This window comes from Nostoc sp., assembly GCF_041747015.1.
In the GTDB taxonomy this organism is placed as follows: domain Bacteria; phylum Cyanobacteriota; class Cyanobacteriia; order Cyanobacteriales; family Nostocaceae; genus Nostoc.
The window spans coordinates 1-11,924 of the sequence record NZ_JBGTFY010000063.1; the positions used below are offsets into that span (position 1 = coordinate 1).

Below are 11,924 nucleotides of genomic sequence, written 5' to 3' on the forward strand. Positions count from 1 at the left end.
TTTGAGAAGCACCGACAATCAAAGTACCGCCTTGAAGTTTTTGTAAATCCTCAATCGCACGGCAAGTTTCCTGACACAGACTGAGGATTTTTTCTCCGTAACTTAGGAGTAGATGCCCTGCTTCGGTTAATTGGGCGCGTCGTCCTCCACGATCGAATAGGGGGACATCTAGCTGCCGTTCCAGATTTTGGACTTGCAAGCTAACGGCAGGTTGGGAGACGTAAAGACTATCAGCGGCGCGCTTGAAGCTTCCTTCTTGTGCGATCGCTTTTAAAATACGTAACTGATCTAAAGTGAAAGGAAGGTCAGACATAAGGCTCAATCCACAAACTTTAAAAGGAGCGGATACACACAACAAATCAGGTTTGACAGCAATCAGCTGGGGATGATTTGTTGCATATTAAACTTGAAGGCTTGACTCGAAAAAGACAGTAGCACAACATCTTGACTAAAGTCCCCTTTTGAATACTTTGTGGTATTGGTTGTACTGAATTGAGTTTTCTTTAAATTACTTCACCCGTGTATATGCTGCCGATTTCTTGGTTGACACCCAGTCATTTTGTCATACTGGGGCTACAAATAGCTTTTGCGATCGCTCATAGTGGAGGCGCTGCTTTGCGCCCAAGGGCCGAAAAATACATTGGTGCAAGGCTTTATCGCGTTGTTTTTGCATTAGTCAGCCTACCGTTGGCTGCAATCTTAATTATTTACTTTTTTGGACACCGCTATGACGGTTTGCAACTTTGGCAGGTACAAGGAGTGCTAGGAGTGCGAGAATTTGTTTGGGTGCTGTCAGCGATCTCGTTTTTGTTTTTATATCCTGCTACCTTCAATCTACTAGAAATTGCTGCCATTCAGAAGCCCCAAGTTAATCTCTACGAAACCGGAATTATTCGGATTACTCGTCACCCTCAGATGGTGGGACAAATAATTTGGTGTATTGCTCATACTCTGTGGTTAGGTACTACCTTTACCCTTGTGACTTCCATTGGGTTGGTGTTGCATCACTTATTTGGGGTTTGGCACGGCGATCGTCGCCTGAGCGATCGCTATGGGGAAGCCTTTGAAATTGCCAAACAGCGGACTTCAATTATTCCCTTTAAAGCAATTATTGACGGGCGTCAATCTCTCAAATGGCAGGAATTTCTCCGCCCTGCCTATTTAGGAGTTGCTATTTTTGTGGCTTTACTTTGGTGGTCGCACCCTCTGTTAATCGAAGCAACTAGTAGGATAGCATGGTAATTTTAAGCGATCCCCAATGTCAGCAGAAAATCCAAATTGAAAATTTCAGCTTATCAATTGCCCCCGAATCAATGTAGGATTATTTTAAACATCTGTGAGTGAGGTGCGTTCAGTTAGCCTAAGATTTTATATTGGTAGTTGTTGGTCAGTTGTTTTTAATTGGCAATAAATGGCAAATTCAGTCAAATTTCCAGACAGCCACGGCAATCAGGAGTTAAACATCCAAAAAAGCCATCGTCAAAGTCGCGCTGGCTTTTTTGTCAGAGACACATCAATGCGCTGATTTTTTGCCTAATTATTCTGTGTCCTGAGATTTTTGTCCTGAAAGCATCTATCGGCAGTTACTAGCTTGCCAATCCTTCACTTCAATGCTGATAGCTAGTTTGATATAAAAAACCCTATAATCCAAGAGGCGTCATCGTTATGGTGTTGTCGGTTAGTGAGCAGACATTTACTCAAGAAGTTTTAGAATCTCCAATTCCTGTTTTAGTTAATTTTGAAGCCCCTTGGTGTGGGTTGTGTCGGGTTATCCATCCACTATTGTTGCAATTTCAATCCCAATGCGGGGAAGAAATTAAATTAGTTGGGGTTAACGCCGATCAAAATTTTAAACTGTCTACTACTTATAGGCTAAAGTCACTGCCCACTTTAATATTGATTGAAAATGGCAATATTCGGCATCGCTTGGAAAGCTTTCGCGGCAGAGAAGATTTACATCTAGCTTTAGAAGAGATTAAAGCCAGTTACAGCAGTTGCCCCAAAATCTACAAAAGTTCAAAAACAGTGGACTTAGAGTGTTGGTCAGCCTGAATTGAGTGCTGAGTGCTGAGTGCTGAGTAGTAATTATACTTATGACTCAGCATTCCCAATGCCCAAATATAAAACCATGCTTAATACCCCACTCAATGACCTTTGAGTGGGTTATTTTAACTTAAAGGGTGTGTGTCACAATTATTAACAGTTTCGACACGCTAGTTAAGAATTCTAAAAGTAGGCGTCAGTGATGGAAGCAATCTATCAGTATGCTTGGCTGATTCCAGTATTACCTCTTTTTGGAGCAATGCTGGTCGGTCTAGGGTTAATCTCGTTGAATCAGGTGACAAACAACCTGCGGCAGTTGAACGCTGTAGTGATTATCTCCCTAATGGGAGCAGCTATGGGGCTGTCGCTTGCCTTGTTGTGGAGTCAAATTCAAGGACACCCGCCTTATCTGTACACCTTAGAGTGGGCGGCTGCGGGCAATTTTCACCTGAACATGGGCTACACTATTGACCACCTGACAGCCCTAATGCTGGTGATTGTGACAACGGTAGCCTTCTTGGTCATGGTTTACACCGATGGCTACATGGCTCACGATCCAGGTTACGTGCGGTTTTATGCTTATCTCAGTTTGTTTGGCTCTTCAATGTTAGGTCTGGTACTCAGCCCGAACATAGTACAGATTTATATATTCTGGGAACTGGTCGGAATGTGTTCCTACTTGCTGGTCGGTTTTTGGTATGATCGCAAGTCAGCAGCCGATGCAGCTCAAAAAGCATTTGTGACCAACCGCGTGGGTGACTTTGGTCTGTTACTCGGCATTTTGGGGCTGTACTGGGCAACAGGAAGCTTTGAATTTGATGTCATGGGCGATCGCTTGTCCCAACTAGTACAATCAGGTACTATCAGCAATTTTCTCGCTGTCCTGTTTGCGATTTTAGTTTTCTTAGGTCCAGTTGCGAAATCTGCCCAATTCCCCCTGCACGTCTGGCTACCAGATGCGATGGAAGGCCCCACCCCAATTTCTGCCTTAATCCACGCAGCAACAATGGTAGCAGCAGGTGTTTTCCTGATTGCCCGGATGTACCCAGTATTTGAACACGTTCCAGCCGCAATGAACGTCATTGCCTTTACTGGAGCGTTTACGGCATTTTTGGGGGCTAGCATTGCCATTACCCAAAATGATATTAAGAAGGGCTTGGCTTACTCCACCATTTCCCAACTTGGTTACATGGTGATGGCAATGGGAATCGGTGCTTACAGTGCCGGACTATTCCACCTGATGACCCACGCTTATTTCAAGGCGATGCTGTTCTTGGGTTCAGGTTCAGTAATTCACGGCATGGAAGGTGTCGTTGGACATGACCCAGCTTTAGCGCAAGATATGCGGTTGATGGGGAGTCTACGCAAGTATATGCCCGTGACGGCAATTACCTTTTTGATTGGTTGCTTGGCAATTTCTGGTATTCCGCCCTTTGCTGGCTTCTGGTCAAAAGATGAAATTCTGGGGAAGGCTTTTGAGGCTAACCCACTCCTCTGGTTGATTGGCTGGCTAACTGCTGGGATTACGGCTTTCTATATGTTTAGAATGTATTTCTTGACATTTGAAGGCGGATTCCGGGGTAATGACGAGAAAATCAAGCAAAAACTCAAGAAGGCGGCGGCGACAATCGTCCTGGAATTAGAGTCAGAAGAACCAGTTCCAAATTTTGGGCCTGGGGCGATGAAAAAAGGAGAATTGGCTGCCACTGGTGAGCATCATGATTCCCATGATTCCCACGGGCATCATAGCGACTCTCCTCACGAGTCGCCGTGGACAATGACTCTACCGTTGGCACTGTTGGCAGTTCCTTCGATTTTGATTGGTTTGCTAGGAACTCCTTACGCCAATTATTTTGAAGAGTTTATCTTTCCTCCTAGCGAAACTCTCACCGAAGTTATAGAAAAGGCTTCCGAGTTCAATCCGACGGAATTCTACATTATGGCGGGTGCCTCAGTGGGAATTTCTTTGATTGCGATTACCTTAGCTTCGCTGATGTATTTGCGCGGGAAGATTGACCCAGCTGCGATCGCTGCTAAAATCAAACCACTTTACGAGTTATCTCTCAACAAGTGGTATTTCGATGACATTTACCATCGGGTTTTTGTTGTCGGCTTGCGTCGCCTAGCTAGACAAGTTATGGAAGTTGACTTTCGCGTTGTCGATGGTGCTGTTAACCTCACAGGCTTTTTTACCCTTGTCAGTGGTGAAGGTCTGAAGTACCTAGAAAACGGTCGCGCTCAATTCTATGCCTTGATTGTGTTTGGGGCGGTTTTGGGCTTAGTGATTGTTTTTGGTGTTACCTGATTTTAATCGGGGTGGGCGATCGTCCGCCCCTACATTATTTTTTGAATCTTGTGATATAGCCATTCTCAGGTAAGTGAACTAAATCTTTTTTGTTCCACGCAGAGGCACAGAGTCGCACAGAAGAATTGAGAGTTGGGTCTGAAAATATGACAAGATTTTTTAATTCAAGCCATAAGATTTTAGCCTTCTAGTTCAGCTCTAATTTTTTCAAGATGTTTAATGCTCTTCAAAGAATAAAATCGTTCAGAACATTCAGTTATTTATGATAGAAGAAGAGATCAGAATCAGGCGGCATTATATACCAGATGATGAAGTTTGGGAACGAAGTCATAATACATGGAAACAACTCAAGCCAAGACTCAACTTTAATTATCGACTTGACCCATCTAATGAAACACCTCTAGAATATTCACAAAGGATAATATCAATTTCGGGGCTTTGTTGGGTTGCGCTTTGCTTAACCCAACCTACAATTTTTCTTAACTGAACCGTATTGACTTATAAGCTGTTCCCAAAGTTCTACAGGGACGAGTACATCTGTTGTTTCTCCATCTGCGTTGGTGACATAACGAATCTGACTTTCAATGTGTGCGATGATCATTATGGTTATTTCTCCTGTTATGCTTTTTTTGTACCAAATCGCTTTTTTGAACAACCAGCAAACAGCATCGTGTATTTTTATCGATGGTTGGGCTACGCGATCGCTTCAGGTAAGCTTTGCGATCGCACTTTCTCTATTAAAATGCGAACACAATATCAATACATTAGATGAAAATATGATAACTTGAAATTTTTGCTCCACTTCCTCTACAACCACTAAACTATTTTGACGGGAAAACTACGAGTGGTACAGTAGAAGGAATTAATAATAAACTCAAGTTAATTAAAAGACTAGGATATGGCTTTCGTAACTTTAGCAATTTTCGACTACGCAGTTTATTAAACTGGCACTTTTCTATTAATTTTCCATAAAAGTAACGCAAGAGCCTATTTTTTTTAGATTATGGTTTACATAAACTAGACAAAATAGTGTGCAATTACAAGCTCAACTATGGCAATATAGCTCTTAACTATATAACTACTAGTATTATGTTTATAATTTTGCCTCTTATTTCCTTAATTACTATTTTTTTAATAATTAATAAAAATTCTCCTGAGTGGCGTGAGTCACTGATATTAGCAACTACCTACTGGGGAATATTACTCACTATAATTACAGAATTTTTGAGTTTTTTTAAATTAATTACTTTTGGCTGGATATTAGGAGCTTGGGGATTAATTTGGATTATTTTAATTTATGCCTATTTGCGGCTAAATCCCCACAAAATTCAGATTTCTGAGCAAAATAATTACTCTCAATTACATAATATCAAAATAAAATTATTGTTATGTGGACTAGGTTTTGTTGTAGCAACAGTTGGATTAATTGCCATCGTAGCACCACCCAATAACTGGGATTCTATGGACTATCACATGAGTCGTGTTGCTTATTGGATACAAAATCATAGCGTTGCTCATTATCCAACAAGTTATACTCCACAACTATATCAAAACCCTTGGTCAGAGTTTGTGATTTTGCATTTTCAAATTTTGAGTGGTGGTGACTACTTCGCTAACTTAGTTCAATGGTTAAGTATGATTGGCTGTATTATTGCAGTCTCATTAATTGCGAAACGACTGGGAGCAAATTTACAAGGTCAGGTTTTCTCTGCTGTTGTAACTGCAACAATTCCTATGGGAATCTTGCAAACTTCAAGCACTCAAAATGATTACGTTATTGCATTTTGGGTAGTTTGCCTCGCTTACTACTTGCTATCAACTATCCAAGGAGAAAAAAGTAAGATTTGGACGAATTCATTTAAGATTGGTAGTAGCATAGGATTGGCTATTTTGAGCAAGGGAACTGCTTATTTTTATATATTTCCCTTCTTAATTTGGTTTGGTTTGTCCCAGATTAAACGCTTACGTTGGCAAGCATGGAAGCCAGCTTTAATAGTAGGAAGTATATCTTTATTGCTTAATATTAGTCACTATTTACGTAATTATAATTTATTCGCTTCGCCACTTGGTGAACCAAGTGATTATCGTAACGAAGCACATGGGATTAATATACTTGTTTCTAACATTCTGAGAAATATTGCTTTGCATATAGGAACACCAATTGGTTTATGGAATGGAATAGCAAATAAATTAATTCAAATTATCCATATATTTATTGGTGTAGATATTAATGATCCTCGAATAACTTTTTCTAAAACATTTTTTGTACCAGGAGGTTGGTCAACAATTGGTATAACTGGCAATGAAAACGGTGCTGGTAATTTAGTACATTTAGCACTAATAATAATATGTATGATTATTTTTATATCTCGAAAATATATCCGTCAACAAAGTTATATTTTTGCTTATCTTATTACTACCATATCTACATTTTTAATATTTTGCTACTTGGTAAAATGGCAAGCCTGGAATAGTCGTCTACATTTGCCCTTTTTTATACTAATGTCTCCATTTGTCGGTGTTGTGTTATCTAAACTGAAAAAGCAAAAAATAGCAATTTTTATAGTAACATTTTTACTCGTGTCATCATTACCGTGGGTATTTTTTAATAGGTATAGACCGATCATTGATAGCAACAATATATTCCAAGTCAGCAGAATTGAGCAGTATTTTAATAATAGACCATACCTTAATACTACTTATACAGGAGCGGTTGAGTTTTTAAATTCAAAAAACTGCTCGAATATTGGGCTATCGATGGGAAAAGATCCTTGGGAATACCCTTTGCGGGTACTTTTACAGCAAAATAATCAAAAAATAGTTAAAATTCAACATATTAATGTAACGAATATTTCGGCGATTTTAGAAAAAGAGGATTCATATAAAGATTTTGAACCTTGTGGGATTATTTCAATGGAAACCAAAAAAAGTAAACAAAAGAAAAATCAAGAGATTAATTTTCAAGGTAAAACTTATATTCGCTCTTGGGATTCTCCAGAAATGGGTGTATTGATTGAGTAAAATTTTACTACTTACAAGATCATAAAATTAAGATTTACTAAAAAATTAAGAAAGTAATGCTGACAAAAATTGCTGTTGAAAAAATTCTTGAGCGTGCATTGATGGGGTACGACTTATCTCCTGAAGAGGGAGTAGTGTTGTTAGAACAAACTGATCCAGAGGCGATCGCCGCAATCCGGGCTACATCTGATACACTCCGCCACACTCAAGCAGGCGATACAGTTACTTATGTAATTAATCGTAATATCAACTTTACTAATATTTGTGAGCAGCACTGTAGTTTTTGTGCTTTCCGTCGAGATGATGGTGATGTCGGTGCATACTGGTTAGGTTCGGCGCAAATTTTGGAAAAAGCGACAGATGCAGTGCGGCGGGGGGCGACGGAAATCTGTATGCAGGGGGGATTAAATCCCCAAGCGCAAATCAATGGCAAATCTTTGCTCTACTATCTCAAAGTAGTGGAAACCATCAAACAGGAATTTCCCCAGATACATCTACACGCTTTCTCTCCCCAGGAAGTGGAATTTATCGCCAGACTTGACGGACTTGAGTATGCTGATGTGATTACTGCTTTGCGCGATGCTGGTGTTGGATCAATGCCAGGAACAGCCGCAGAAGTTTTGGACGATGAAGTTAGGCGAATACTGTGTCCAGAGAAGATTGACACAGCCACTTGGCTAGAAATTGTCAGCACCGCTCACAAATTAGGCTTGCATACTACCAGTACCATGTTATCTGGGCATATTGAAACCCGCGAACAGCAAATTGGACATTTAGAAAAATTGCGATCGCTCCAAAAAACTGCTATCAATCAGGGATATCCAGCCAGGATCACAGAGTTTATTTTATTACCCTTCGTTGGGCAAGAAGCGCCTAAACCCTTACGTCGCCGTGTCGGACGTGATCAGCCAATTTTGGCTGATGCACTGCTGCTAGGGGCTGTGGCGCGGATTTTCTTGGGCAATTGGATTTCCAACCATCAGCAAAGTTGGGTAAAACTGGGGCTTGCAGGTGCGACGGAAGCCTTAGTTTGGGGTTGCAACGATATTGGAGGTACATTGATGGAGGAGCATATTACCACAATGGCAGGAGCTTTAGGTGGTACGTGTATGGAAGTGGAAACTTTGGAAACTGCGATCGCTTCTTTAGGAAGACCTTACCAACAACGGGATACTCTTTATCAGAAAGTTAGGAGTCAGCACTTAATTGATCCCCAAGATACCAATCCAAGATAGGATGGACATTGATTTACGTATTCTTCTACTTAATGCTTATGAAGCGCTATTGGTCGCGTTTGCTTGCGCTGGTTTTGGTTGTAGCTATCGGCTTGATGGGCTGTTCTGGCAGTCCAGATAGTTTGACTGGAGATTATCGCCAAGACACCTTAGCTGTGGTCAATATTATGAGACAAGCTCTGGACATATCACAAGATTCACCAGACAAAGCAGCAGTTCAAGCACAAGCGCGTCAAAAAATTAATGACTTTTCATCTCGCTACCAGCGAGTTAACTCTGTTTCTGCTCTTGGCTCCTTTACAACCATCCGAACAGCCCTCAACTCCCTAGCTGGACACTATAGTTCTTACCCAAATCGTCCCGTACCGGAAAAACTCAAAAATCGTCTAGAGAAGGAGTTACAGCAGGTAGAGACGGCGCTGAAGCGTGGCGGTTAACTCTTAATTATTGTCTACTTCATCATCAAGAGTCATTAAGTTTTAACTTTTGACTCTTGACTATTTTGGCAAATTGATATAGTTAATTTTTAACTAACCTGATTGACACTCTTCTAGCTAGAAGCCAGAGTATTCTTGGTTCAAAAATCCTACTGGTTTGAGTAGATTTTCAGTAACTAAGGTAGATGCAAAATCTACCCAATAGCTGACTAAACTTGCTTTGTGTTCAAGCGTTTTTTTATACTGCCTTTTATGTGTTTGGGTCTTGATAAAAAAATATGGCAACACAAATAGGCTTTTGGGAGTCTTAAAAAATAGGTTTCAAAACCCTTACTACTTAACTATATAATTCGATACACGTTGCCCACAATTATCTAAGTTGGGGTCGATGATTATCGTGTCCATCTACTGGTAGGTATGTCTAACCGTCCTTTGAACGTTACAAGATCAATATTAGTTTGGCCGCGCCTATTCGCTGTTATTTTAACTAGTACTTCGTTGCTTACCAGTTTTGGGAGCCAACCAGCAAGGGCACAAGTAAGTGAGTATTGTCAGTTATCATCAGCGGCGGCGCAAGAAAAAGAAAACTTACGTTTGTCAGCTCTCAAAGGCAATCAAGATGCTGAAACCAGCTACCAAAACATAGTACAAAAACAGGCACAGGAATTACAAGAATGTCGCACTCGAACTTGGCCGCAAGTTCAAGCGATCTGGTTACGCTTGTATCCCTGTGACATTAAGCCAGGAACAATTGATCAGGTTATGGATCGCATTGTCAATCGTGGCTATAACCAAGTTTATTTGGAAGTATTTTCCGACGGGCAGGTACTATTGCCAGCAACAGCTAACCCGACGATTTGGCCTGCTGTGATTCGCACTCCAGGGGCAGAAAAGGTCGATATACTCGCCGCAGCAATTAAAAAAGGTCGGCAACGCGGTTTGAAAGTCTACGCTTGGATGTTTACCACAAATTTCGGTTATACTTACGCCCAGCGTCCAGATAGACAAGGTGCGATCGCTCGTAATGGCAAAGGTCAAACGAGCTTATATGTTGTAGATAACGGTTCTCAACTATTTATCGACCCTTACAACCCGCAAGCAAAACGCGACTACTACAAATTGGTACAGGAAGTTTTGCGCCGTCGCCCAGATGGCTTGCTGTTGGACTACGTGCGCTATCCCCGCCAAGCAGGAAGTGATTCCATCGCCACCAAAGTTTCAGATTTATGGTTATTCAGTCCCGCAATCCAAGAAGCTTTATTTAAGCGGGCACAAAATTACAAAGGGCTAGACTTGATTCGGCGCTTTTTAAGTAAGGCATACGTCACCGCCGGCGATGTAGCAGAAGTTGATAAACTTTATCCTCAAGAAGGGGAACCCCTCTGGCAAGGCCGTACTCCTCCAATAGCACAAAAGTCAATCTTGTCTGCAACCGACAGACAACCAATTTTACAATGGGAATTGTGGCAACTCGCCGTTGCTCACGCCATGCAAGGAATTCTAGATTTTGTCACCATAGCTAGTTACCCAGCAAAGCAGCAAGGAATTCCTACAGGGGTAGTGTTTTTCCCTGATGGCAACCAAACTGTAGGACAAGGGTATGATTCCCGTTTACAACCTTGGGATCGGTTCCCCACTACATTAGAGTGGCATCCCATGTTATATGGGACTTGCGGTGATGGCAGTTGTATTGTGACGCAAGCGCAGCGGGTTTTGAGTATGACAAAACCTGGTACGCAAGTGATTCCTGCTTTAGCTGGGCAGTGGGGAAAATCGATCAGTAATCGTCCATCGCTAGAAGTACAAATGCAGGCACTTCGCCAATTTGCTCCCCAACTTAAGGGAGTTAGCCATTTTGCCTATTCTTGGCAATATCCTGAGAGTGATAGCGATCGCAAATTCTGTCGCACTCGATAAGCAGTAGAGTGTCAATTTCGCCAATCATCCAATTGTGTCATGAGGAAATAGCGCACATGGTCTACGAATAATAGCCCCCATTTGTGGGTGCCATGTCCCATACCAGGAACAACATAACAGTCACCATCGCTAAAGCGTCCAGCACAAGCACGAGCATCCCGAATGTTCACCAGGCGATCGCTATCACCTACTAAAAAGCGAACCCGACGCGGAGGCTGTACCCGCTCAATGTAGGTCATCGGGTTGCACGCCCAAGCATACTCATCGGGGTATTTCAGATTTTTGGCTAATTGTAAAAGTTTAACTACGGGTTTCAGATTCGGTTGCACTCGTTCTAGCAGTACTTCTGCGACTCCACCCAAGGGTGAAGCTGCTAATTCTGGTAAAACTAAGTAGCCCCAACTTTTGGCAAAGGACTGGAGATCGGCATGACCGATCGCACCCAATAGCCGCTCCCCAACACCATCAGCAGTAAAGGCATAGGCAGCTTGCAAAACTCCCATACTGACACCGAATAATGCTAATCTGCGATTATTGAGAGCATCGCGATCGCTACAAAAATCACGAACTCTGGCAATATCAGCCGCAGTTCGGCGAAACAAGCACAAGAGGAACTCAGTGTCAAATGAGATGCCTCTGTCAATTAAAGGCTTAATCTCATGGTCTACCATCGCCGTGAAGGTACGCACCAAGCTGCGCTCACCAGCCAAAGGTGTATCGAATAAAGCTACAGCTATGCCCATCTGTGTTAACGTCGATACGATGAAGGCGTTCCAGCCATAAGGGGCGCTCATTCCTTGTAAACCAATCACTAAATCTGAATTAACTTAGGGCTTGCTGAATAAGTCTCCAGAGCGAATCTAGAAGCCACACAGCTTACAAAATAGTAGTTTCGTCGCTTAGTTTCCCAATTTGCCCGGCGCTCGCCGACGAAAGTGCAAGGTTTTTGAACCTCTGGATGCTATA

Annotated in this window: 11 protein-coding genes and 1 pseudogene; 9 read left to right on the top strand and 3 right to left on the bottom strand. The window is 41.9% G+C overall.

The window, feature by feature from the left end; all coding sequences use genetic code 11:
* The coding region (locus ACEW80_RS04770) for a LysR family transcriptional regulator (RefSeq protein WP_373525489.1) at positions 1–313 on the bottom strand (313 nt) is incomplete at its 3' end.
* 212 nt (positions 314–525) lie between these two features.
* On the opposite strand from ACEW80_RS04770, the gene ACEW80_RS04775 reads away from it, so the two are divergent.
* The 3 genes from ACEW80_RS04775 (at position 526) to ACEW80_RS04785 (ending at position 4,348) form a co-directional block, all read left to right on the top strand.
* The gene (locus ACEW80_RS04775; RefSeq protein WP_373525490.1) at positions 526–1,242 is read left to right on the top strand and encodes an NnrU family protein; all 717 of its coding nucleotides are present in this window, start codon (positions 526–528) and stop codon (positions 1,240–1,242) included.
* Between the two features lie 423 nt (positions 1,243–1,665).
* Complete coding sequence (locus ACEW80_RS04780; protein ID WP_373525491.1) at positions 1,666–2,052, top strand: thioredoxin family protein; 387 nt, start codon at positions 1,666–1,668, stop codon at positions 2,050–2,052.
* A gap of 193 nt (positions 2,053–2,245) precedes the next feature.
* Positions 2,246–4,348: an NAD(P)H-quinone oxidoreductase subunit 5 gene (locus ACEW80_RS04785; RefSeq protein WP_373525492.1), complete on the top strand. Its 2,103-nt coding sequence runs from the start codon at positions 2,246–2,248 to the stop codon at positions 4,346–4,348.
* Between the two features lie 457 nt (positions 4,349–4,805).
* Here ACEW80_RS04785 and ACEW80_RS04790 read toward each other — a convergent pair whose 3' ends face one another.
* Entirely contained in the window at positions 4,806–4,949 is a 144-nt protein-coding gene (locus tag ACEW80_RS04790) for a hypothetical protein (protein ID WP_373525493.1), read from the bottom strand.
* Position 4,950: 1 nt separating this feature from the next.
* On the opposite strand from ACEW80_RS04790, the gene ACEW80_RS04795 reads away from it, so the two are divergent.
* The 6 genes and pseudogenes from ACEW80_RS04795 to ACEW80_RS04820 all read left to right on the top strand — a co-directional run bounded on the left by ACEW80_RS04795 (position 4,951) and on the right by ACEW80_RS04820 (position 10,958).
* Positions 4,951–5,136 carry a hypothetical protein gene (locus ACEW80_RS04795; RefSeq protein WP_373525494.1) on the top strand — a complete coding sequence of 62 codons (186 nt, stop codon included), beginning with the start codon at positions 4,951–4,953 and terminating at the stop codon, positions 5,134–5,136.
* A 28-nt stretch (positions 5,137–5,164) separates the two neighbouring features.
* A pseudogene (locus ACEW80_RS04800) lies at positions 5,165–5,320 on the top strand (transposase); the annotation flags it as partial.
* 117 nt (positions 5,321–5,437) lie between these two features.
* Positions 5,438–7,369: an ArnT family glycosyltransferase gene (locus ACEW80_RS04805; protein WP_373525495.1), complete on the top strand. Its 1,932-nt coding sequence runs from the start codon at positions 5,438–5,440 to the stop codon at positions 7,367–7,369.
* 56 nt (positions 7,370–7,425) lie between these two features.
* On the top strand, positions 7,426–8,604 hold the full coding sequence (gene cofH / locus ACEW80_RS04810) for a 7,8-didemethyl-8-hydroxy-5-deazariboflavin synthase subunit CofH (protein WP_373525496.1): 1,179 nt from the start codon (positions 7,426–7,428) through the stop codon (positions 8,602–8,604).
* Positions 8,605–8,636: 32 nt separating this feature from the next.
* Complete coding sequence (psb27, locus tag ACEW80_RS04815; protein ID WP_373525499.1) at positions 8,637–9,041, top strand: photosystem II protein Psb27; 405 nt, start codon at positions 8,637–8,639, stop codon at positions 9,039–9,041.
* Positions 9,042–9,458: 417 nt separating this feature from the next.
* Positions 9,459–10,958 carry a family 10 glycosylhydrolase gene (locus ACEW80_RS04820; protein WP_373525497.1) on the top strand — a complete coding sequence of 500 codons (1,500 nt, stop codon included), beginning with the start codon at positions 9,459–9,461 and terminating at the stop codon, positions 10,956–10,958.
* Positions 10,959–10,969: 11 nt separating this feature from the next.
* On the opposite strand, the gene ACEW80_RS04825 is transcribed toward ACEW80_RS04820, so the two are convergent.
* Complete coding sequence (locus ACEW80_RS04825; RefSeq protein WP_373525498.1) at positions 10,970–11,752, bottom strand: alpha/beta hydrolase; 783 nt, start codon at positions 11,750–11,752, stop codon at positions 10,970–10,972.
* Positions 11,753–11,924 lie beyond the last annotated feature (172 nt).